Genomic DNA, 21485 nt, shown 5'->3' with positions numbered 1-21485 from the left:
TGCAGCTCCGTCATTCCGGGGCCGCGAAGCGGAGCCCGGAACCCATAACCATCAGCGTATCAGAATGGGGAGCTGCGATACCCGCTGGTCTTTATCCTGAATCGTCAGCGTTTATGGGTTCCGGGCTCGCCTACGGCGACCCGGAATGACGGGGGTCAGGACCCTGTTCCCCTGACCCTTGTAGAGTTGACGCGCTGAGCCCCTCAGTGCCGGAAATGCCGGTGGCCGGTGAAGACCATGGCGAGGCCGGCCTCGTCGGCCGCGCGGATCACCTCCTCGTCGCGCATGGAGCCGCCCGGCTGAATGACCGCCGTGGCGCCGGCCTCGGCGGCAGCGAGCAAACCGTCCGCGAACGGGAAGAAGGCGTCGGAGGCGACCACCGAGCCCTTGGCAAGGGTCTCGGGCAGGCCCGCGGCCTTGGCAGCCTCGGCCGCCTTCCAGGCGGCGATGCGGGAGGAATCGACCCGGCTCATCTGGCCGGCCCCGATGCCCACCGTGGCGCCGTCCTTCACGTAGACGATGGCGTTCGACTTCACGTGCTTGGCGACCCGGAACGCGAAACGCATGTCGGACAATTCGCGCTCGGTCGGGGCGCGCTTCGTCACCACCCGCAGATCCATGTCGTCGACAACCGCATTGTCCCGGCCCTGGGCCAGGAAACCGCCCGCGACGGTGCGCAGGGTCAGGCCGGGCTGGCGGGGATTCGGCAGGGCGCCAGCGAGGAGGAGGCGCAGGTTCTTCTTGGCGGCCACGATGGCAATGGCCTCCTCGGAAGCCTCGGGCGCGATGATGACCTCCGTGAAGATCTCGACCATGACCTTAGCGGCCTCCGCGTCGAGGGGCCGGTTCATGGCCACGATGCCGCCGAAGGCCGAGACCGGATCGCAGCGCAGGGCCTTCTCGTAGGCTTCGCGCAGACTCGCGCCCTCGGCGACGCCGCAAGGATTGGCGTGCTTGACGATGACCACGGCGGCGGAACGCTCCGGCGCGAATTCCGCGACCGCCTCATAGGCCGCGTCGGTGTCGTTGATGTTGTTGTAGGAAAGCTGCTTGCCCTGAACCTGGCGGATTGTCGCGACGCCGGGGCGCTTCTCCGGCGTGCGGTAGAAGGCGGCCGCCTGGTGCGGGTTCTCGCCGTAGCGCAGCACCTCCGCGATGGAGCCGCCGAGCGCCCGGTAGGCGGGCGCCGCCTCGTTGAGCTCCGCCGCGAACCAGTTGGAGATGGCAGCGTCGTAGGCGGCGGTGCGCGCATAGGCCTTTTGGGCGAGGCGGCGGCGCAGGGTCAGGGTCACGGCCCCGTCATGGGCCGCGAGGTCGTCGAGGACGGCCTTGTAGTCATCCCCGTCCACCACCACAGCCACATCGCCGTGGTTCTTGGCGGCGGCGCGGATCATTGCCGGGCCGCCGATATCGATGTTCTCGATGCAGTCGTCGTAAGGGCGCCCCGCCGCCACCGTCGCCTCGAACGGATAGAGGTTCACGACCAGGAGGTCGATGGGCGCGATCCCGTGGGCCAGCATGGCGGCCTGGTGCTCAGGGTTGCTGCGGATGCCGAGGAGCCCGCCATGGACGGCCGGGTGAAGGGTCTTCACGCGCCCGTCCATCATCTCCGGGAAGCCCGTAAGGTCGCTCACGTCCCGGACCGGGATCCCGGCCTCCTCGAGCGCCTTCTTGGTGCCGCCGGTGGAGACCAGCTCGATGTCGCGCGCCGCGAGGGCGCGGGCGAAATCCACGAGGCCGGTCTTGTCGGAAACGGAAAGAAGGGCGCGGGTGACGCGCTTGGGATCGCTCGGCATGGCGGCGGCTCCATTCAGGCATCCCCGGGCGGGCATGTCCGGCCTCAGGATGCGACTACGGAAAATGGGGAGCCGGACGCGGTCCCGCTCCGTCAGGGATGTGCGGCGCGATAGCACGCCGGGGCCGCGATGAAAACCGTCGCGAGGGGCAACTCAGGCCTGATCCGGCGCAGGCTCGGCCGAGGGCGGCGCGGGGTTGAAGTTGCGCGCAAGCCGTTCGAAGCGCCAGCGCACCGACGGGGTCTCGCTCGGCCGGAAGGCGAGCACGATCTGCTCCGTGCGGCGCATGCCGTCGGGCACCGCCAGGAAGATGCTGTCCTCCACGAAGGCCTCGCCGGGGCCGGCCGAGAACTGCCAGGCCTCCCGGTTCGGCAGGACCAGCATGACGACCCGCCCACCCTGGGCGCGGCTCGCGCGGATGCCGGGCGCGAGATGGAAGCGGACGATGGCCTCCCGGGATGCAGCGGCGGCGCCTTCGCCCCAGAACAGGTCTTCGCCCTCGAGCCGGTCACCGGACGGGGAGAGCTGGATCCGGCGCTCGTGGGTCAGGCCGAAGCGGGCGAGATAGCCGTCATGGCTGGCGTTGAGGGTCTGGACGCGCTCGCGCTCGCCGCGCTCCGCGACGACCCGCGTGGGGCCGCTCACGACGATAGGCCCGAGCCTGTGGAGCAGCCACCGCGCCGCCAGCCGGTCGGGCCAGCGGCCGCGCAGGCTTGTGATCTGGCAGGAGGAGACGTCGTCGATGGAGGCCGTGGAATGGGCCACCGTGGAGCGGGACGCCTGGAGGATTGCATCGTTGGCGATGCGCGGCGTGCCGCAATTGACCACGATACGCTGGGCGCCGCTGGAGAACTCGAAGGACAGGCAGCCCGCGCAGGCCTCCAGAGAGAGAAGAGGCGGCGGGGCGGCGCCCACATCGGCGATGAGCAGGGAGCTCCCGGCCTCGATCCGCTCATAGCCCGAGCGGGCCGCGTGATGGATCGGCTGGCTGCGCATGTCGTCGTAGGTGAGCAGGGTCGCCAAGTGGTCCGCGGCCGTGACGCCCATGCCGTTGAAATGCGAGAGCGTCCCGTCCCCGTGGCGGAACAGGCGCACCATGGGCAGCATGCGGTCGATGGCGCGCAGCAGGGCCTCGGGCGTGTCCACCTCGCGACTGGCGAACATCTGGCGCAGGGGCAGAAGGTCGAAGAGCAGGTCGACCACGACACGCGGGTTGCGGCTCGCATGGCCCCCGTCCGCGAGGATCTGCCGGTCGAGCTCGCGGGCGAGGAGGCGGGACGCTCTGCGCAAGGTCTTGTCGAGCCCCTCGCAGCACAGGCCCGCATAGCAGAGCGCAATGGCCGCCATGAGCTGCTGGTGCGGCAGGGCGCCGGCCCTGACATGGCGCTCGAGGTCGCGCACGCAGCTGCCGATGATCTTCAGGAAGCGCTGATAGAAGCCGTGATCCGCGCCCTCGAGGATGAGAGGCGACTGGCTGATGAAGGAGATCAGCCGCCGGGCCAGGACCTGCGTATCCCAGGCGATGCGCCGGTCCCCGAGCCGGGACGACACGAACTCGTCCACCAGAGAGCGGGCATTGGCCTGGGCGAGCGCCGTTCCGGCGGCCCGCAGGTGCCTCAGCCAGCCGAAGCCGTAGAGCGCCTCGCCCCAGGCGCGGCTCGGCGGCACGAAGCCGAAGGGCGAGCGCCCGCTTGTCGTGATGGCGCGGCCCGCGAAGGCGAAGAAGCCCGAATAGATGTCCGTCGCGATGGTGGGATCCGCCGTGCGCAGATCCTGGGGCGCGAAGATGAGCCGGGTCGGCACCGGCATGCCGAGCGAGAGCGCCGACAGGCCCCAGACCGTTGCTTCGCGCAGGGCTCGGCCTCCCTCGCGGAAGGCGAGGCCATATAGCCGCCAGCGGTCCGGCCCCCAATCCACGCCTGGCGCTCCTCTCGTTTAGGTCACGTTAACGATCTCCAGAGAAGAGATGCTCGGCGTTGGGTTAATATCGGGTAACCAGAACCGGGCAATTTCGGGCGCATGCCTCCGAAGTGCCCGGAATCGCATCCGAAATCCGAAATTTCGTGACGTTATACTGAACGCTTCTTTAAATCGGAGAGGCTGCAGCGGAGCGTTTCATGAAGCGGGCCGCGAAAAATCCGTCCATCCCGCCCCGGTCGCCCCCGGCCGCCGCCAGATGGAAGGGCAGCGTCCGCAGGTCCCCTTCGGGCGTCACGCATTCACTCAGGTCCCCGATCTCCGAGGCCGCAATGGGCGCACGGACGAAGTCGGGATGGCGTTCGAGGAAGGAAGCCGCCTGCCGCTCGCCCTCCTCAGCCTCCAGGGAGCAGGTGCAGTAGACGAGGCGCCCGCCCTCCTTCAGGAGGTGCGCTGCCCGGTCGAGGAGCCGGGCCTGAAGGGCCGTAAGCTTGCCCACATCCTCCTCGCCCTTGGTCCAGGCCACGTCGGGATGGCGGCGGATGGTGCCGGTCGCGGAACACGGCGCATCGAGCAGGATGGCGTCGAAGGGCGCCTCGTCGAGCTTCTCGGCATCGGCCGCGAGGGTCCGGGCAGTCAGGCCGAGGCGCGCGAGGTTCTCCTCCAGGCGCTTCAGGCGCCGGGGCGAACGGTCGACGGCCAGCACGTCTGCGCCCGCAGCGGCGAGCTGGGCGGTCTTGCCGCCGGGAGCCGCGCACAGATCGGCCACGCGCTCGCCCGGCCGGGCACCGAGAAGGCGGGCCGGCAGAGCGGCGGCGGCGTCCTGCACCCACCAGGCTCCCTCCGCGTAGCCCGGCAGGTCGCGGATCGCCGTGCGCTCGGTCAGGCGCACGCTGCCGGTGGGCAGGACGAGGCCGTCCATCCGGTCGGCCCAGGCGGGCGCATCGTCCTTGACCGTCAGGTCCACCGACGCGGTCGAGCGGTGCGCCATGGCGATGCGCGCCGCAACCTCCTCGCCGTATTGGGCGCTCCAGCGCCTTTCGAGCCAGCCGGGCGTGTCGAGCCAGGGATCCTGCACGGCCAGGATGGCCTCGCGCTCGCGGGCGACCCGCCGCAGCACGGCATTGACGAGCCCGCCCGCATGTTTCAGCCGATAATCGTCCTGGGCGAGCTGCACCGCCGTATCGACAGCCGCGTGATCCGGCACGTCGAGGAACAGGATCTGCGCAGCGCCGATCGCCAGGAGGTTGAGGAGGCGCTCGTCGCGGGTGCCCTTCGTCAGCCGCTCGCGCAGGGCCCAGCCCAGGGTGCCGAGACGCCGGAAGGTGACGACCGCGATGGCCCGCGCCAGGGCCTCGTCCCGCGGGGACAGGCCCTCGGCGGGAGAGAGTTCCTCCAGCACATCGTCGAGGGGGACCCGGCGCTTGAGGGACTCGGTAACGGCGTTCCAGGCCAGGCGGCGCGGGCCGAGGCCCGCCTGAGTTTCGCTGCGATCCACGGTGCTCATCCCCACGGACCCCGGCGCGCGCCCGTGTTCCAGGGGCTCGACGGAGCCGTGCGGGTGAAGCTGCCGGCGGGGGCAGGCGCCGGGCCCATCTCCTGAGCCAGGGCCTGAAGGGCCGCGATCCGGTTTTCGGTCGCGGGATGCGTCGAGAAGAGATTGTCCATGCCGCGTCCGGAGAGAGGATTGACGATGAAGAGCGGCGCGGTCGCCGGGTGGCGCTCCGCGTCCATGTTGGGCACATGTGCCACGCCGCCAGCGATCTTGGCCAGTGCCGATGCGAGGGCAAGCGGCTGCCCGAGGATCAGGGCGCCCGCACGGTCGGCGTCATATTCCCGCGAGCGGCTGATGGCCATCTGCAGGATCATGGCCGCGAAGGGCGCGACAAGAACCATGAGCAGCATGGTCACCGGGCTCGGCCGGTCCTCACCCCGCCCGCCGAACAGGAAGCCGAACTGGGCAAGGCTCGCGATGGCGCCGGCCACCGTGGCGCTCACGGTCATGATCAGGGTGTCGCGATTCTTGATGTGGGCGAGTTCGTGGGCGATCACGCCCGCTACCTCGTTCGGCGAGAGCATGCTCAGGAGGCCCGTGGTGGCCGCCACCGCAGCATTTTCGGGGTTGCGCCCGGTCGCGAAGGCGTTCGGCTGCGGGTTCTCGGTCACGTAGACCCGCGGCATGGGGAGTTCGGCGCGCTGGGCGAGCTCGCGCACCATGCGCACGAGATCCGGCGCCGTGCGCTCGTCCACCTCCACGGCGTGATGGGCCGAGAGCGCCAGCCGGTCCGAGTTCCAGTACGCGTAAAGGTTCGTCGCAACGGCGAGCCCGAGCGCGATCAGCATGCCGCTGCCGCCGCCGAGCAGATAGCCGACCACCCCGAACAGGGCCGTGAGGGCCGCCAGCAGCATCCCGGTCTTGACGGTGTTCATCGCAGTCTCCACGTCCTCGATGAGCGCATAGCGCCCGAAGCATTCCCTTCCAAGGTTGCTATGTGGGGAGCACCGGGGCCGCCCCCAAGAGTTTCGGTCCATATGGGATCCGGTCTGCACGGGATGCGGCCCTGCACGGCGGCACAAGGCCTCGCGGGCGCTCCCGGCAACTGGTATGAGGATGTCATGAGCACGCACACGAGCCCGAACGAAGTCCCGGCCGACCGCGCCGGATCGCCCGCAGGCGCCGCCCCCGGCAAGACTCTCTCGCCCGCCGCGGAGCGGGCGCTGCGCGAGGCCGAGGAGCGCCGCCGCCAGATCGACGCGAAGGCGGCCGAAATCGCGAAGGCAAAGGAGCATCGCGGGCGCGGCGGGCTGGAGCCGGTCCGCTACGAGGATTGGGAAGTGAAGGGCCTCGCGACGGATTTCTAAAAAACTTTCACCGCCGATGTCACATTCGGGGGGCCCGCCTCGTCTTTCGTTCGTCACCAGGATTTTCAAGGAGATGACGACGATGAAACCCCGTTTGGATTTTTCTGCGGCCAGCCCGGAAACCATGAAGGCGATGCTCGCTCTGGAGCACCAGGCGCGCAACAGCGGCCTGGAGCAGAGCCTGATCGAACTCGTGAAGGTCCGGGCCTCGCAGATCAACGGCTGTGCCTATTGCATCCACATGCACACCCGCGATGCGCGCGCCCACGGCGAGACCGAGGAGCGGATCTACCTGCTCGATGCCTGGCGGGAATCGCCGCTCTATACGGATCGCGAGCGGGCGGCCCTGGCCTGGACCGAATCCCTGACGCTGATCGCTGAGACCGGGGCGCCGGACGAGGATTACGACCTGCTCGCGGCCCATTTCTCGCCGGAGGAGCAGGCGAAGCTCAGCCTTCTGATCGTGACCATCAACGCCTGGAACCGGCTCTCCGTCGGCTTCCGAGCCATTCACCCGGTCGGGGCGAGCCGTGTCGCCGCATGACGGCGAGGCGGCGGCGCTGTTCGAGCCGGAAAGGCGACGGCTGACCCGCCTCGCCTACCGGATGCTCGGCTCCATGTCCGAGGCGGAGGATATCGTCCAGGAGGCGTATCTGCGCTGGCATGGGACGGACAGGGCGGCGGTGCGGGAGCCCGCCGCCTTCCTGTCGCGCATGGTCAGCCGCCTGTGCCTCGACCATCTGAAATCGGCCCGGGTGCGGCGGGAAACCTATATCGGCCCCTGGCTCCCCGAGCCGGTGGTCGAGCAGGCCTTCGACGGCGACGCCGACGAGGATCTGTCGCTCACCCTCATGCTGGCGCTCGAGAGGCTCTCGCCCCTCGAGCGCGCCTCGTTCCTGCTGCACGACGTGTTCGGCATGGGCTTCGACGAGATCGCCACGACCCTCGACCGGGATCCCGCGGCCTGCCGGCAGCTCGCCGCACGGGCCCGCAAGCACGTGCGCGAGGCGCGCCCGCGCTTCTCGGTTTCGGCCGATGAGGGCCAGCGGATGGCGGACGCCTTCTTCACGGCATCGCGGACCGGCGATCTCGCGACGCTCCGGTCGCTCCTTGCCGAGAACGTCATTACCTACACGGATGGCGGCGGAATTCGGAACGCAGCCCGCAACCCCCTGTTCGGCTCCGACCGGGTCTCCCGCTTCTTCGCGGGCTTTGCCCGCAAGATGCACTACGAGACCCCGCCCGTTCTTTATCGCGGCCCGATCAGCGGCCTGCCGGGCGTGGTCACCCTGGAGAAGGACGGCCTGCCGCAGAGCCTCGCCCTGCAGATCGAGGACGGCCTGATCACGGCCGTCTACATCGTGCGCAACCCCGAGAAGCTCCGGCATCTCGCGGGCACGGCGGGGCTCATACCGTCCTGACGGCTCCCGGGCGATTGTCCCGCCCGCCACGGCCCGCTACGCTGCCGCCCGTCAGGGGGTGGACGATGAGCGCAACGCAGCGGCTGGAGACCTTCCGGAGCCTTCTCGAGGAGGCCCACAAGGCGCTGGGCCTGTCCTTCGGCTTCGAATTGTGGGACGGCTCGACCGTGCCCCGGGATCTGCCGCCCTATGCCATGCGCCTCGTCATCCGGCAGGAGAACGTCGTCTCGACCCTGGTCCGGCGCCCCTCCCTCGACACCCTCATCAACGCCCATGTGGCGGGCCTGCTCGATTTGAAGAACGGCACGATCTTCGACCTCGCGGACCAGCGCCCCCAGGGCAAGATCGCCCGCCGCCTCAGGGGCGTGAGCAAGGTGAAGGCCCTGACGGCGGCCTATCGCTTCTGGCGCGCCCCGGCCGACATGCCGCGCCCCCTCGACCGGGTCGAGGAGAAGCCGGAGGCCCGCGACGGGCGGCCCGAAACCAACAAGGGCAACATCGCCTATCATTACGACGTGTCGAACGCCTTCTACCGGCTCTTTCTCGACCCCGAGATGGTCTATACCTGCGCGTACTTCCAGCCGGACTGGCACGACGACCTCGCCAAAGCGCAGATCGACAAGCTCGACATGATCTGCCGCAAGCTGCGGCTGAAGCCCGGCGAGCGCCTGCTCGACATCGGCTGCGGCTGGGGAGCGCTGATCTGCCACGCGGCGCAGCATTACGGCGTCAAGGCCACGGGCGTAACGCTCGCGGAGGAGCAGGCGGCCCTCGCGCGGGAGAAGATCGCGCGGCTCGGCCTGCAGGACCGGGTCGAGGTGGTGGTGAAGGACTTCACCCTGATGGAGGGAGAGTTCGACAAGATCTCGTCCATCGGCATGTTCGAGCATGTGGGGATCGCCAACCACCCGGCCTATTTCCGCGCCGTGCACCGGCTCCTGCGCCCGCGGGGCCTCTATCTCCACCACTGCATCGCCCGGCGCGCCAAGCGCACGGACCGCGCCTTCCGCAAGCTGAAGCCGGAATACCGGGCGCTGACCCGCTACATCTTCCCGGGCGGGGAGCTCGACCATCTCGGCATGTCGGTCGCCAATCTGGAGCGCTTCGGCTTCGAGGTGCACGACGTGGAGGGCTGGCGCGAGCACTACCAGCGCACCACCCGCCTGTGGTGGGAGAACCTGAACGCCCGCCGCAAGGAGGCCGAGGCGGAGGTGGGGCCCGAGAAGACCCGCATGTGGCTGCTTTATCTCGCCGGCTGCTCCCTGGCCTTCGGCCGCGGCGCGGTGGGCATCAACCAGACCCTGGTGTCGAAGCGCACACGGGGCCCGGCCGGCCTGCCGCCGACCCGGGCGGATCTCTACCGATAGGCCTCACATGACAAAGCCCCGGACTGAGCCGGGGCTTTGTCGAACCGATGAGGGGCCCGGCAGGGAGCCGGGCCAAGGGACCTCCCCTAGAGCATCGGATTGGTCCCAAAAGTGCAAATCCACTTTTGGGTCCGATGCCTTACAGCCCCAGCTTCTTCTTGCGCTGGGCGAGGGTGCGCAGGCGCAGGGCGTTGAGCTTGATGAAGCCGGCAGCGTCGCGGTGGTCGTAGGCGACCGCGCCTTCCTCGAAGGTCACGAGGTCCTGGTCGTAGAGGGAGTACGGGCTCTCGCGGCCGATGAGGTGGACACCACCCTTGTAGAGCTTGAGCTTCACCTCGCCGGTGACGAATTCCTGGGACTTGTCGATGAGGACCTGGAGCATCTCGCGCTCCGGCGAGAACCAGAAGCCGTTATAGATCAGCTCGGCATATTTCGGCATCAGCTCGTCCTTCAGGTGAGCCGCGCCGCGGTCGAGGGTGATCGACTCGATGCCGCGATGGGCCAGCAGCAGGATCGTGCCGCCGGGGGTCTCGTACATGCCGCGGCTCTTCATGCCGACGAAGCGGTTCTCCACGAGGTCGAGACGGCCGATGCCATTGAGGCGGCCGAGCTCGTTGAGCTTCGCGAGAAGAGCCGCCGGGCCCATCTTCTGCCCGTCGATGGCGACCGGGTCGCCCTTTTCGAACGTGATGGAGATCACGGTCGGGGTGTCGGGGCCGATTCCGGATCGTTGGTGCGGGAATAGACATAGTCCGGCACTTCGGCGGCCGGATCCTCCAGCACCTTGCCCTCGGAGGAGGCGTGCAGGAGGTTGGCGTCGACCGAGAACGGGGCATCGCCGCGCTTGTCCTTGGCGATCGGGATCTGGTTCTGTTCGGCGAACTCGATGAGCTTGGTGCGGGAGGTCAGATCCCATTCCCGCCAGGGGGCGATCACCGTCACGTCGGGCTTGAGGGCATAATAGGAGAGCTCGAAGCGCACCTGGTCGTTGCCCTTGCCGGTGGCGCCGTGCGCCACCGCGTCAGCCCCGACCTTCTCGGCGATCTCGATCTGCTTCTTGGCGATGAGCGGGCGCGCGATGGAGGTGCCCAGGAGATAGAGCCCCTCGTACTGGGCATTTGCCCGGAACATCGGGAACACGTAGTCGCGCACGAATTCGTCGCGCAGGTCCTCGATGAAGATGTTCTCGGGCTTGATGCCGAGCAGCTCGGCCTTCTTGCGCGCGGGCTCCAGCTCCTCGCCCTGGCCGAGATCGGCCGTGAAGGTCACGACCTCGCAACCATAGGTGGTCTGCAGCCACTTGAGGATGATGGAGGTGTCGAGGCCGCCCGAATAGGCGAGCACGACCTTGTTCACACGCTTGTCAGCCATAGCAGGAATTCCACGGAACGAAGGATCTGCGCGACTTAGAACGGAAGCTTGAGCGGCGCAACGGGCATTTTGATATGCGTCCAGAGCATTCCCGACCAGAAACCGCGCCGCTGCCCTCGAGAATCACGATGGATTAGGGAAGAACTCACGCGCGGCAGAACCGGCTCAAGGGGGAGGCCTGCCTGCCGGACGCGGACCACGAGCACGAGAGCCTCCTCCGCCATGCCCAAGCCGACCCTCGAATTCTGGTACGAGTTCTCATCAACCTATTCCTACCTCTCGGCCATGCGCATCGAGGAGGTAGCCGAAGCGGCGGGCGTCACGGTGGTCTGGCGTCCCTTCCTGCTCGGGCCGATCTTCGGGGCCCAGGGCTGGAGCACCTCGCCCTTCAACCTCTACCCTCTCAAGGGGCGCTACATGTGGCGCGACATGGAGCGGGAAGCGGCCCGCCTCCGGCTCCCCTTCTGCCGCCCGAAGCCCTTCCCCCAAAACAGTCTCCTGGCCGCCCGCGTCGCCCTGACAGGGCTCGACCGTGGCTGGACGCCCGCCTTCACCCGGGCGGTCTTCACGGCGGAGTTCGGAAAAGGCCGCAATATCGGCGACCCTGTCGTCCTGTCCGAGATCCTGACCGCTATCGGGGCCGATCCGCAGCCCGTCCTGGAAGAAGCTGAGACGGAGGCCGTGAAGTCGCGCCTGCGCCGCGTCGGCGAGGAGGCACAGACGCTCGGCCTCTTCGGGGCGCCGACCTTCCTGGCCGAGGACGGGGAGATGTTCTGGGGCAACGACCGCCTCGAACAGGCCCTCACCTGGGCCACCGAGCGCGCCCACCGGTCCGAATGGCCGGTCTGAGCCCGCCCCCGGTCGGACCGCCGGAAACAGGTCCCCATCGCCGGAACTCTCCGCCTCGGGAGCGTTGACCCCAGACGCTCGCGACTGCCCGCTCCGGCGCCCGTCGGCACGACCGACCACGAAAAACAATAGGAAAACAAAAATGTTGATGAAAAACGACCAGGCCGACCGCAAGCACCGCCTGAAGTCCATTCTGGGCGGATCGGCCGGCAACATGGTCGAGTGGTACGATTGGTACGTCTATTCGGCTTTCACGCTTTATTTCGCTCCCGTCTTCTTCCCCAAGGGCGACCAGACGGCCCAGCTCCTCGACGCAGCGGCGATCTTCGCGGTCGGCTTCCTCATGCGGCCCATTGGGGCCTGGATCATGGGCATCTATGCGGACCGCAAGGGCCGCAAGGCGGGCCTCACGCTGTCGGTCACCCTCATGTGCCTGGGCTCGCTCACCATCGCGGTCACGCCCGGCTACGACAGCATCGGGGCGCTCGCGCCCATCATCCTGGTCCTCGCGCGCCTGGTCCAGGGCATCAGCGTGGGCGGCGAGTACGGCGCCAGCGCCACCTATCTCAGCGAAATGGCCGGCCGGGACCGGCGCGGCTTCTTCTCGAGCTTCCAGTACGTGACCCTCATCTCCGGTCAGCTCCTGGCGCTCGGCGTCCTCCTGGTGCTGCAGGCGACTCTGTCGCCACGCGAGCTCGAGACCTGGGGCTGGCGCATCCCCTTCGCGATCGGCGGCGTTCTGGCCGTCTTCGTCTTCTACCTGCGGCGGGGCCTGGCCGAGACCCAGTCCTACAAGAACGCGCAGGAGGGCGAACAGGGACGCTCCAGCGGCATCGCGCTCTTCAGGCATTATCCGCGGGAGGCCTTTACGGTGCTGGCGCTGACGGCGGGCGGCACGCTCGCCTTCTACGCCTACACCACCTACCTCCAGAAATACCTGGTCAACACGACGGGCTTCAGCCGCGAGACCGCGAGCCAGGTCACGGCCGCGGCCCTGTTCGTCTTCATGCTCCTCCAGCCGGTGGCCGGCGCCCTGTCGGACAAGGTCGGCCGCAAGCCCCTCATGGTCGGTTTCGGCATCCTGGGCGTCCTGTGCACCTACCCGATCTTCACGTCCCTGGGCCGGGCGAGCAGCCCCACCATGGCCTTCGTGCTCGCCCTCGGGGCCCTGGTGATCGTGACCGGCTATACGTCCATCAACGCGGTCGTGAAGGCGGAGCTGTTCCCGGCCCATATCCGGGCGCTCGGCGTGGCGCTGCCCTATGCGCTCGCCAACACGATCTTCGGCGGCACGGCCGAATACGTGGCGCTCTGGTTCAAGCAGAAGGGCATGGAGAGCGGCTTCTTCTGGTACGTGACGGTGCTGATCGGCCTGTCCCTCATCGTGTATCTGCGCATGAAGGACACCCGCACGCACAGCCTCATCAAGGAGGATTGAGGACAGCGGCCGGGTCTGCGGCGGCGGCCCGGGAGCGCCGCCATGACGCAGCGTCCGCGAAGGGCGCTGTCCAAAGCCTTGAAAGCCTTGTGATCCAGGCCCAATTGGGATATTAGAACTCCCATCCGACAGGACAGTGACGGTGATGGTGATGAAGGGGTGCGTACGACGCGCCCTTGAGGCGTTCCGCCAAGGTCCTGAGGTGTAAGCGTTTCCATCCGTCGATGATACGCCGGCCCGCTGATGAAGCGGCACGCCTTGGACATGGCCCTGAAGGGGCGTCCTGGGCGGCGGCGGCTGGAAACGGCCCGTTCACACGAGCCGCCGGCGTTGCCCCTTAAACGAGGGCCATTCAGGAGAACATATGTCTGCAGCTTTCCAACAGCCGAGCCGTGAAGACTTCGCAGCTCTGCTCGAAGAATCCTTCCGCACGTCCGAGATCAGCGAAGGCTCGGTCGTGAAGGGCAAGGTGGTCGCGATCGAGAAGGACGTCGCGGTCATCGACATCGGCGCCAAGACCGAGGGACGCGTTGCCCTTAAGGAATTTGCCGGCCCCAACCGCGATCAGACCATCAAGATCGGCGACGAGGTCGAGGTCTATGTCGAGCGCATCGAGAACGCGCTGGGCGAAGCCGTTATTTCCCGTGACAAGGCCCGCCGCGAAGAGTCGTGGGTGAAGCTCGAGAAGGCCTTCGAGGCCGGCGAGCGCGTCAACGGCACCATCTTCAACCAGGTGAAGGGCGGCTACACGGTCGACCTCGACGGCGCCGTGGCCTTCCTGCCGCGCTCCCAGGTGGACATCCGCCCGGTGCGCGACGTCACCCCGCTCATGGGCGTGGCTCAGCCGTTCCAGATCCTCAAGATGGACCGTCGCCGCGGCAACATCGTCGTGTCGCGCCGCACCGTCCTCGAAGAGAGCCGCGCCGAGCAGCGTTCCGAGCTCGTGGCGAACCTCGAAGAGGGTCAGGTCATCGACGGCGTGGTCAAGAACATCACCGAGTACGGTGCGTTCGTTGATCTCGGCGGCATCGACGGCCTGCTGCACGTCACCGACATGGCGTGGCGCCGCGTGAACCACCCGTCCGAGGTCGTAAACATCGGCCAGACGGTCAAGGTGAAGATCATCAAGATCAACCACGACACGCACCGCATCTCGCTGGGCATCAAGCAGCTCCTGGCCGATCCGTGGGAGGGCATCGCCGCCCGTTACCCGGTTGGCGCCAAGCTGAAGGGCCGCGTCACGAACATCACCGATTACGGTGCGTTCGTGGAGCTGGAGCCGGGCATCGAGGGCCTGATCCACGTGTCCGAGATGTCCTGGACCAAGAAGAACGTCCACCCCGGCAAGATCATCTCCACCTCTCAGGAGGTCGAGGTCGTGATTCTCGAGGTCGACCAGGTGAAGCGCCGCATCTCGCTGGGCCTGAAGCAGACGCTCCAGAACCCGTGGGAGGCCTTCGCCGAGAAGCATCCGGTCGGCTCCGAAGTCGAGGGCGAGGTGAAGAACAAGACCGAGTTCGGTCTCTTCATCGGTCTCGAGAATGACGTGGACGGCATGGTGCACCTCTCGGATCTCGACTGGAACCGTCCGGGCGAGCAGGTCATCGACGAGTTCAAGAAGGGCGACTTGGTGCGTGCCCAGGTTCTCGACGTGGACGTCGAGAAGGAGCGCATCTCGCTGGGCATCAAGCAGCTCGGCGGCGACCCCTTCGCGGAAGCCGGCGAGATCAAGAAGGGCCAGGTCGTCACCTGCGAGGTTCTCGAGGTGAAGGACGGCGGCATCGAGGTGAAGATCGTCGATACGGACCTCTCCACCTTCATCAAGCGCAACGAGCTTGCGCGTGACCGTGCCGACCAGCGCCCCGAGCGCTTCGCGGCCGGCGAGAAGGTCGATGCCCGCGTGACCCAGTTCGACCGCAAGGCCCGCCGCGTCACCCTCTCCATCAAGGCCCTCGAGGTCGCGGAGGAGAAGGAAGCCATGGCGCAGTACGGCTCGGCCGATTCGGGCGCGTCTCTCGGCGACATCCTCGGCGCGGCCCTCAAGGCCCGCACCGACAAGAAGTGATCGGGCGGCACGCCGCCTGATCTCCCCGGACCCGATCCGGGGATGCCTTTCCGGAACCCGCGCGAGCCTCTCGCGCGGGTTTTTTCGTAAGATGAGCGAACGGAGAGCCTGCATGGGAACGAGCGGACAGAACAATGCCGGCCTATTGGCGCGGATCCGCCTCTGGGCGCGGGCCGTCAAGACGGACGTGGTGGCGCTCTATCTTGCGGCGCGCGACCCGCGAGTGCCCCTCCTCGCAAAGCTTGTGGCCGGGCTCGTGGCAGCCTATGCGCTGAGCCCCATCGATCTCATTCCCGACTTCATCCCGGTTCTCGGCTATCTCGACGACGTGATCCTCGTTCCGCTGGGGATTCTCCTGGCCGTCCGGCTCATCCCGCCTGCGCTCATGGAGGAGCTGCGCGCAGAAGCGCGGGGACGACTGGAGCGGCCGACGAGCCGGGCCACAGCCCTGGTCATCATCCTGCTCTGGATCGCGCTCGCGGTCGCCCTGCTGCGCCTGTTCTGGCCGCGCCCAGGCTCCTGAATCCGAGGGTGAGAGGACGGCCCAGCTCCGGATTTTCCGGCATTCCGCTGCGCAAACCATAGCCGCGCAAACGATTCTGGGCCCTGCCCTATTGCGGCCGCTCTCTCATCATTATATTGCAACGTCATCAATTTTCGCCCGGTTCGAGCCAGGGACGCGGCCAAGCTTGCCGCGAGCCGGGCCGCTTTGTTTTGAAAGATCGAGAGCTCATGAAGCTGCGCAATATCGCCATCATCGCCCACGTCGACCATGGCAAGACCACCCTCGTCGACAAGCTGCTCCAGCAATCGGGCAGCTTCCGCGAGAACCAGCGCGTGGAAGAGCGCGCCATGGACTCCAACGACATCGAGAAGGAGCGCGGCATCACCATCCTGGCCAAGGCGACCTCGGTCGTCTGGAAGGACACCCGCATCAACATCGTCGACACCCCCGGCCACGCTGATTTCGGCGGCGAGGTGGAGCGCATCCTGAGCATGGTCGACGGCGCCATCGTGCTCGTCGACGCGGCCGAGGGCCCGATGCCGCAGACCAAGTTCGTGGTCTCCAAGGCTCTCAAGATCGGCCTCAAGCCCATCGTGGCCATCAACAAGATCGACCGCCCCGACGCCCGCCACCAGGAGGTGATCAACGAGGTGTTCGATCTCTTCGCGGCACTCGACGCCACCGACGAGCAGCTCGACTTCCCGATCCTCTACGGGTCGGGCCGTAACGGCTGGATGGCGCATTCGCCGGAGGGCCCGTCCGACCAGGGCCTCGCACCCCTGTTCGACCTGGTGCTCGAGCATGTGCCCCAGGCCAAGGTCGAGGAAGGCCCGTTCCGGATGCTCGGGACGCTTCTGGAAGCCAACCCGTTCCTCGGCCGCATCGTGACGGGCCGCATCGCTTCGGGCTCGGTGAAGCCGAACCAGTCGATCAAGGTTCTCGACCGTGAGGGCAAGGTGGTCGAGACGGGTCGCGTCTCCAAGATCCTGGCCTTCCGCGGTCTGGAGCGGCAGCCGATCGAGGTCGGCGAGGCGGGCGACATCGTCTCCATTGCGGGTCTCGAAAAGGGCTCGGTCGCCGATACGTTCTGCGCGCCGGAAAACGACATCCCGATCCAGGCCCAGCCCATCGATCCGCCGACCGTGACCATGTCATTCATCGTCAATGACAGCCCGCTCGCCGGCACCGAGGGCGACAAGGTCACGAGCCGCATGATCCGCGACCGCCTGTTCAAGGAAGCGGAAGGCAACGTGACCCTGAAGATCGAGGAAGCGGCCGACAAGGACTCGTTCTACGTGTCCGGCCGTGGCGAATTGCAGCTCGCGATCCTGATCGAGACCATGCGCCGCGAGGGCTTCGAGCTCGCCGTGTCGCGCCCGCGCGTCGTCATGAAGAAGGACGAGGCCACGGGCCAGCTCCTCGAGCCGATCGAAGAGGTCGTGATCGACGTGGACGAGGAATTTTCCGGCGTCGTGGTTCAGAAGATGTCCGAGCGCCGCGCCGAGATGGTCGAGATGCGTCCTTCCGGCGGCAACCGCCAGCGCCTCGTGTTCTACGCCCCGACCCGCGGCCTCATCGGCTATCAGAGCGAGCTTCTCACCGATACCCGCGGCACGGCGATCATGAACCGCCTGTTCCACGCCTACGAGCCCTACAAGGGCGAGCTCGCCGGCCGCAATAACGGCGTGCTCATCTCCAACGACCAGGGCGAGGCCGTGGCCTACGCCCTCTGGAACCTGGAGGATCGCGGCCCGATGGTGATCGAGCCGGGCTGGAAGGTCTATCAGGGCATGATCGTGGGCATCCACAGCCGCGATAACGACCTGGAAGTGAACGTGCTCAAGGGCAAGAAGCTCACGAACATCCGCACGACCTCCAAGGACGAGGCGGTGCGCCTGACGCCGCCGATCCGCATGACCCTGGAGAAGTCGCTCGCCTGGATCCAGGACGACGAGCTCGTGGAGGTCACGCCGAAGTCGATCCGCCTGCGCAAGGCGATCCTCGACCCGAACGACCGCAAGCGCGCCGAGCGCTCGAAGGAAGCGCTGAGCGCCTGAGCCGAACGCTCTCTCTCATCCTGAGAAAGCCGCCCGAGAGGGCGGCTTTTTCGTTGTCAGGCCAGAGCATCGGACGCAAAAGTGGGAACCGGTTTTGCGTGAAAAGATGCTCAAGAACAGAAGCTCAAAGCCGCGGACGCGAGTTCGATTTCACGTCAGGGGCCTTAAGCGGCCGGCTCCGTGATGGGTTCCGGGAGCGTCGGCAATCTTGCAACCGGCGAAGACAGAATAATCAGGAGCTGCACCAGGAAACCGAAGGCGGCGACGACGATGCAGGCTTCCGGCCCGTAGACCCCGCCCAGGATCGCCCCGGCCGCAGCTCCGATGGGCCGCGCCCCCGCCGTCACGGTCATGTTGAGAGCCGAGACACGGCCCAGGAGGGCCATCGGCGTCACGGTCTGGCGAAGCGTCGTCTGGCCGATCGTCCACAGAATCGGACCGGCGCCGAACAGGAAGAACGACAGGGCCGCGAGAAGGCCTGTCGGCCACCATAGCGTCGCCACCATCGCTAGGGCCGCCGCGACGGATACCGCGGGGCCCACCACGATGGCGGCCCCGAAGGTCAGGCGGGCGGCCAGTCGTGGCGCCAGGAGAGCGCCCAGAATCATGCCGAGGCCATAGGCCGCCATCGTGGTGCCGATCCCGGAAGCCGAGAGGCCAAGGATATGGGCCGCATAGGGCACATAGGCCGCCTGCAGGACGAACCAAGCGAGGTTCCAGGCCACGGCCGTGAGCAGGATCGGCCTGAGCAGCGGATGCCGCCAAGCGAAGGCTGCGCCTTCCGCAAGCTCGCGGCGGAGGTCGCGCGGGAGGGCGTGCGGACGCGGCGCCTCCGGGACCCGGGCCAGGAGCAGGATGGCGAGCACCGAAAGGGCCGCCGCCAGCACGAAGGTCGGCGAGGCTCCGAGCCATCCGACTAGGCTGCCCGCGAGAGCGGGCCCGGCCGCATAGGCGATGCTGCGCGCCAGTTCGAGACGACCGTTCGCTCTCGCGAGCTGGCCGCGTCCCACGAGAGAAGGGACGAGCGCGGGCGCTGCGACGCTGAAAACCACCGTGCCGGTAGCAGCCGCGAAGCCCAGCACCGCTAAAAGCGGTATCGACAGGAAGCCGAGCAGGGCAAGAACCGGCAGGGCCACGAGCGCGAGGGCCCGGAAGCCCTCGGCTATGACCATCAGCCGACGGCGGGACACCCGGTCGGCCAAGATGCCGGCCGGAAAGGAGAGAAGCAGGAACGGAAGGGTCTGCACGGCCGCGAGCAGTCCGGTCTCTGCAGGACCGGCGCCGAGCGCCAGAACGGCAATGAGGGGCGCTGCCGCGAGCCCGATCTGCTCGGCGGATTGGGCTGCGAGGTTCGACCAGGCAAGGGATCGGAAGGAGGGAGGCAAGGTATCGGGCAGGGGCTGGGACATGGCGGATATCCGGCGGAGAGAATCTTCTCCTGCCTACCGCTGTCCCGCGGGGGGAACCCACCCGTTTCCTACGATGAAGATTTGAGCCGGCCTCAGCCCTCGGCCTTGTCCCCCTGCCCCTTCTTGGCGCCCTGACCCATGGGATCGGTCGAATCCTCGCCCTTGCCGGCAGGTCCTGTGCGGCCCTGGGGCGTCAGGCGGGGAGCCGCGATGTCCGCTTCGCTTGGCTGGACACCGCGGCGGTTCCCGGGGTTTTTCTTACCGGTCGTCATAATGCTGTCCTTCGGTTCCTCAAGACGGGCCACCGGAGCCGTCCGTCGAGCCGCCGCCGCTGGCCGAGCCGGGCCCAGACCGGTTGCCCAGGGAGCGCGATCCGCTTGGGTCCGTGAGACCGCCGGCGCGGCCGGTTCCTTCGCCTCCAGGCGCTGGATCGCTCTTGGGGCCGCCCGGAATCACGTTCGAGCCCACCGTGCTCTTATTGTCCTCTGCCGTACCGCCGAGGTCGAAGCCGGGGCGATCCTTCGCGCCGGGCTGCGGGTCGCGGGAAGCGGCCTTGGGATCCGGTCGTTCGGTCGGCACTCGCGGCTGTTCCTGATCTTTGTTCGACATACCCGTCTCCTGCCGGCCTAGCCGGTTCCCGAATCGGTCTCGTCGTTCGCACCGGGCGGAGTGAGCGCGCCGGTTCCGGGCGTCGCATCGGGGTTCGTGAGTGTCGGATCCGCGTGGGGTCCGGCGGAGGGCATTTTGCGCTTATCGCCCTCACTTGGCTTCCTCTTGGAAGCCGGCTCGTGGGCCCTCTGACCGGTTGTCCTGCCCGTATCGTCCGTGGCGTTGCCGTAGCCTGCATTGCCCATACGACCCTCCTCGTGCCTCATCGACCGCTGCGCTTGGCCGAGCCTTTAGCGGAGCCGTCCTTCCCGGCCCGGTCGTCGCCCTCGCGTCCGGTAATGGCCGTCGCACGCTCGATGGCGTCCGCAGTGGCGTCCTTGTCTTTCGGTGAGAGGCTGGCGTCGCTCAGATGCTTTGTGGTCTCGGGGGTCTCGGCGGCCGTCAGCTCGGCATGCCCTTCGTCCCGGTTGCCTGCGCCGCCCATGGACTGGCGATAGGCATAGGCCTCCCCTCCGGGCTCGTCCCAGACCTTGCGCATGGTCTCGTTGGCCTCGGGGCCTTTATTCGCCGTATCGGCGACACCGCCGCTGCGCTGCTCGTTGCGGATCTGATCCGCGGTCCGGTCTTTCAGGGAATGGGGTCCTTGTCTGTCCGCCATCGCAGGCTCCTCGAATGCATGTGTTTCAAGGGCAACCCGGCGGAAGGAGTTAGGTTCTGGCTAAGCTTCGCCTCACGCAAAAGAAAAGGGCGGCTTGCGGCCGCCCTTTCGGATCGTCTGTGCAAGCGGCTTCAGAGCCCTTCGAAGAGCGGGCTCGAAATGTAGCGCTCCGCAAAGGAGGGCGCGACCGTGACGATGCGCTTGCCCTTGAATTCCGGCCGTGCCGCGACCTCGAGTGCCGCCGCCACGTTGGCGCCCGTGGAGATGCCGCCCGGGATGCCTTCGAGCTTGGAGAGCTGGCGGGCGGTGTCGAAGGCGGTCTGGTTGCTGACGGTCACGACGTCGTCGATGATCGAACGGTCGAGCACGTCCGGCACGAAGCCGGCGCCCAGGCCCTGGATCTTGTGCGGTCCCGGCTGGCCACCTGAGAGAACAGCGGAATCCTCCGGCTCCACGGCGATGATCTTGAGGTTCGGCAGGCGGGGCTTGAGCACCTGACCGACGCCCGTGATCGTGCCGCCGGTGCCGACGCCGGCCACGAAGGCATCGAGCTTCCCGTCCGTATCGTTCCAGATCTCCTCCGCGGTGGTCTTGCGGTGGATCTCCGGATTGGCCGGGTTCTTGAACTGCTGCGGAATCACGGAGCCCGGGATCTCCTTCAAGAGCTCCTCGGCCTTGGCAATGGCGCCCTTCATGCCGAGCGGGCCCGGCGTCAGGGCAAGCTCCGCGCCGAGATAGGCCAGCATCTTGCGGCGCTCCATGGACATGGTCTCGGGCATCACCAGGATGAGCCGGTAACCCCGCGCCGCCGCGACGAAAGCGAGTGCAATGCCCGTATTACCGGAGGTCGGCTCGATGAGAGTCGCGCCCGGCTTGATCGCCCCGGAGCCCTCCATGGCGTCAATCATGCTTACGCCGATACGGTCCTTGACGCTCGCGATCGGGTTGAAGAACTCGAGCTTGACCAGAATCTCGGCGTCGATCCCGCGCTCCTGGGGCAGACGGTTCAGGCGAACGAGAGGCGTGTTGCCGATGGTCTCCGTGATGGAGCCGTAGATCCGGCCCCGGCCGGGCTTCTGGACATTGTCAGCCATGGAACTCTCCTTGTTTCAGAGCGATAATTATCCTTTTTTACGAAGCGTGTCGATAAATTCGTATTTG

The 21485-nt window shown here is 67.3% G+C and carries 18 protein-coding genes and 1 pseudogene; 9 read left to right on the top strand and 10 right to left on the bottom strand.

Translation table 11 applies throughout. The features are described 5' to 3' along the window. Positions 1 to 203 precede the first annotated feature (203 nt). The 4 genes from purH to htpX all read right to left on the bottom strand — a co-directional run bounded on the left by purH (position 204) and on the right by htpX (position 6143). Positions 204 to 1796 (bottom strand): bifunctional phosphoribosylaminoimidazolecarboxamide formyltransferase/IMP cyclohydrolase, encoded by a 1593-nt coding sequence (gene purH, locus C4E04_RS01755; RefSeq protein ID WP_109594379.1) that lies wholly within the window; start codon positions 1794 to 1796, stop codon positions 204 to 206. Positions 1797 to 1949: 153 nt separating this feature from the next. Further along, positions 1950 to 3713, bottom strand: a complete 1764-nt coding sequence (locus tag C4E04_RS01750) for a heparinase II/III family protein (RefSeq protein ID WP_109594377.1) — start codon at positions 3711 to 3713, stop codon at positions 1950 to 1952. Between the two features lie 169 nt (positions 3714 to 3882). Further along, positions 3883 to 5220: an RsmB/NOP family class I SAM-dependent RNA methyltransferase gene (locus C4E04_RS01745; protein WP_109594375.1), complete on the bottom strand. Its 1338-nt coding sequence runs from the start codon at positions 5218 to 5220 to the stop codon at positions 3883 to 3885. Next, positions 5217 to 6143, bottom strand: coding sequence for a zinc metalloprotease HtpX (gene htpX / locus C4E04_RS01740; protein WP_109594373.1), 927 nt, complete (start codon positions 6141 to 6143; stop codon positions 5217 to 5219). The genes C4E04_RS01745 and htpX overlap by 4 nt, the downstream gene beginning before the upstream one ends. 186 nt (positions 6144 to 6329) lie before the next feature. On the opposite strand from htpX, the gene C4E04_RS01735 reads away from it, so the two are divergent. The 4 genes from C4E04_RS01735 (at position 6330) to C4E04_RS01720 (ending at position 9363) form a co-directional block, all read left to right on the top strand. Further along, on the top strand, positions 6330 to 6575 hold the full coding sequence (locus tag C4E04_RS01735) for a DUF1674 domain-containing protein (RefSeq protein ID WP_109600659.1): 246 nt from the start codon (positions 6330 to 6332) through the stop codon (positions 6573 to 6575). Between the two features lie 82 nt (positions 6576 to 6657). After that, positions 6658 to 7119 carry a carboxymuconolactone decarboxylase family protein gene (locus tag C4E04_RS01730; RefSeq protein ID WP_109594371.1) on the top strand — a complete coding sequence of 154 codons (462 nt, stop codon included), beginning with the start codon at positions 6658 to 6660 and terminating at the stop codon, positions 7117 to 7119. Further along, positions 7106 to 7996 carry a sigma-70 family RNA polymerase sigma factor gene (locus C4E04_RS01725; protein WP_109594369.1) on the top strand — a complete coding sequence of 297 codons (891 nt, stop codon included), beginning with the start codon at positions 7106 to 7108 and terminating at the stop codon, positions 7994 to 7996. Before C4E04_RS01730 ends, C4E04_RS01725 begins: the two co-directional genes overlap by 14 nt. A 65-nt stretch (positions 7997 to 8061) precedes the next feature. Next, a complete protein-coding gene (locus C4E04_RS01720; protein WP_109594367.1) occupies positions 8062 to 9363 on the top strand; it encodes a class I SAM-dependent methyltransferase in 1302 nt (433 codons plus the stop codon). A 139-nt stretch (positions 9364 to 9502) separates the two neighbouring features. Here C4E04_RS01720 and C4E04_RS01715 read toward each other — a convergent pair. Beyond that, a pseudogene (locus tag C4E04_RS01715) lies at positions 9503 to 10734 on the bottom strand (argininosuccinate synthase). A 222-nt stretch (positions 10735 to 10956) separates the two neighbouring features. Here C4E04_RS01715 and C4E04_RS01705 point away from each other — a divergent pair. The 5 genes from C4E04_RS01705 (at position 10957) to typA (ending at position 17648) form a co-directional block, all read left to right on the top strand. Beyond that, on the top strand, positions 10957 to 11583 hold the full coding sequence (locus tag C4E04_RS01705) for a 2-hydroxychromene-2-carboxylate isomerase (protein WP_109594363.1): 627 nt from the start codon (positions 10957 to 10959) through the stop codon (positions 11581 to 11583). A gap of 142 nt (positions 11584 to 11725) precedes the next feature. Continuing rightward, a complete protein-coding gene (locus tag C4E04_RS01700) occupies positions 11726 to 13021 on the top strand; it encodes an MFS transporter (protein ID WP_109594361.1) in 1296 nt (431 codons plus the stop codon). A gap of 364 nt (positions 13022 to 13385) precedes the next feature. Then, positions 13386 to 15086 (top strand): 30S ribosomal protein S1, encoded by a 1701-nt coding sequence (gene rpsA, locus C4E04_RS01695; RefSeq protein WP_109594359.1) that lies wholly within the window; start codon positions 13386 to 13388, stop codon positions 15084 to 15086. 112 nt (positions 15087 to 15198) lie between these two features. Further along, the gene (locus tag C4E04_RS01690; protein ID WP_109594357.1) at positions 15199 to 15609 is read left to right on the top strand and encodes a YkvA family protein; all 411 of its coding nucleotides are present in this window, start codon (positions 15199 to 15201) and stop codon (positions 15607 to 15609) included. Positions 15610 to 15818: 209 nt separating this feature from the next. After that, positions 15819 to 17648 carry a translational GTPase TypA gene (gene typA, locus C4E04_RS01685; RefSeq protein WP_109594355.1) on the top strand — a complete coding sequence of 610 codons (1830 nt, stop codon included), beginning with the start codon at positions 15819 to 15821 and terminating at the stop codon, positions 17646 to 17648. Positions 17649 to 17812: 164 nt separating this feature from the next. Here typA and C4E04_RS01680 read toward each other — a convergent pair whose 3' ends face one another. The 5 genes from C4E04_RS01680 to cysK all read right to left on the bottom strand — a co-directional run bounded on the left by C4E04_RS01680 (position 17813) and on the right by cysK (position 21418). Beyond that, positions 17813 to 19057: an MFS transporter gene (locus C4E04_RS01680; protein ID WP_109594353.1), complete on the bottom strand. Its 1245-nt coding sequence runs from the start codon at positions 19055 to 19057 to the stop codon at positions 17813 to 17815. Positions 19058 to 19149: 92 nt separating this feature from the next. After that, positions 19150 to 19329, bottom strand: a complete 180-nt coding sequence (locus tag C4E04_RS01675) for a hypothetical protein (protein WP_109594351.1) — start codon at positions 19327 to 19329, stop codon at positions 19150 to 19152. A 19-nt stretch (positions 19330 to 19348) separates the two neighbouring features. Next, positions 19349 to 19666, bottom strand: coding sequence for a hypothetical protein (locus C4E04_RS01670; protein ID WP_109594349.1), 318 nt, complete (start codon positions 19664 to 19666; stop codon positions 19349 to 19351). A 262-nt stretch (positions 19667 to 19928) separates the two neighbouring features. Then, a complete protein-coding gene (locus C4E04_RS01660; RefSeq protein ID WP_109594345.1) occupies positions 19929 to 20324 on the bottom strand; it encodes a hypothetical protein in 396 nt (131 codons plus the stop codon). A gap of 131 nt (positions 20325 to 20455) precedes the next feature. Beyond that, positions 20456 to 21418: a cysteine synthase A gene (gene cysK, locus C4E04_RS01655; protein ID WP_109594343.1), complete on the bottom strand. Its 963-nt coding sequence runs from the start codon at positions 21416 to 21418 to the stop codon at positions 20456 to 20458. Positions 21419 to 21485: the final 67 nt, after the last annotated feature.

The organism is Microvirga sp. 17 mud 1-3, assembly GCF_003151255.1.
Lineage (GTDB): Bacteria > Pseudomonadota > Alphaproteobacteria > Rhizobiales > Beijerinckiaceae > Microvirga.
This window is presented reverse-complemented; position numbering and strand designations above follow the sequence as displayed.

Excerpts from the sequence above, each read along its gene's own strand:
- purH (WP_109594379.1), bottom strand. The coding sequence starts at position 1,796 with ATGCCGAGCGATCCCAAGCGCGTCACCCGCGCCCTTCTTTCCGTTTCC.
- C4E04_RS01745 (WP_109594375.1), bottom strand. The coding sequence starts at position 5,220 with ATGAGCACCGTGGATCGCAGCGAAACTCAGGCGGGCCTCGGCCCGCGC.
- htpX (WP_109594373.1), bottom strand. The coding sequence starts at position 6,143 with ATGAACACCGTCAAGACCGGGATGCTGCTGGCGGCCCTCACGGCCCTG.
- C4E04_RS01735 (WP_109600659.1), top strand. The coding sequence starts at position 6,330 with ATGAGCACGCACACGAGCCCGAACGAAGTCCCGGCCGACCGCGCCGGA.
- C4E04_RS01730 (WP_109594371.1), top strand. The coding sequence starts at position 6,658 with ATGAAACCCCGTTTGGATTTTTCTGCGGCCAGCCCGGAAACCATGAAG.
- C4E04_RS01720 (WP_109594367.1), top strand. The coding sequence starts at position 8,062 with ATGAGCGCAACGCAGCGGCTGGAGACCTTCCGGAGCCTTCTCGAGGAG.
- C4E04_RS01705 (WP_109594363.1), top strand. The coding sequence starts at position 10,957 with ATGCCCAAGCCGACCCTCGAATTCTGGTACGAGTTCTCATCAACCTAT.
- C4E04_RS01700 (WP_109594361.1), top strand. The coding sequence starts at position 11,726 with ATGTTGATGAAAAACGACCAGGCCGACCGCAAGCACCGCCTGAAGTCC.
- rpsA (WP_109594359.1), top strand. The coding sequence starts at position 13,386 with ATGTCTGCAGCTTTCCAACAGCCGAGCCGTGAAGACTTCGCAGCTCTG.
- C4E04_RS01690 (WP_109594357.1), top strand. The coding sequence starts at position 15,199 with ATGGGAACGAGCGGACAGAACAATGCCGGCCTATTGGCGCGGATCCGC.
- typA (WP_109594355.1), top strand. The coding sequence starts at position 15,819 with ATGAAGCTGCGCAATATCGCCATCATCGCCCACGTCGACCATGGCAAG.
- C4E04_RS01680 (WP_109594353.1), bottom strand. The coding sequence starts at position 19,057 with ATGTCCCAGCCCCTGCCCGATACCTTGCCTCCCTCCTTCCGATCCCTT.
- C4E04_RS01675 (WP_109594351.1), bottom strand. The coding sequence starts at position 19,329 with ATGACGACCGGTAAGAAAAACCCCGGGAACCGCCGCGGTGTCCAGCCA.
- C4E04_RS01670 (WP_109594349.1), bottom strand. The coding sequence starts at position 19,666 with ATGTCGAACAAAGATCAGGAACAGCCGCGAGTGCCGACCGAACGACCG.
- C4E04_RS01660 (WP_109594345.1), bottom strand. The coding sequence starts at position 20,324 with ATGGCGGACAGACAAGGACCCCATTCCCTGAAAGACCGGACCGCGGAT.
- cysK (WP_109594343.1), bottom strand. The coding sequence starts at position 21,418 with ATGGCTGACAATGTCCAGAAGCCCGGCCGGGGCCGGATCTACGGCTCC.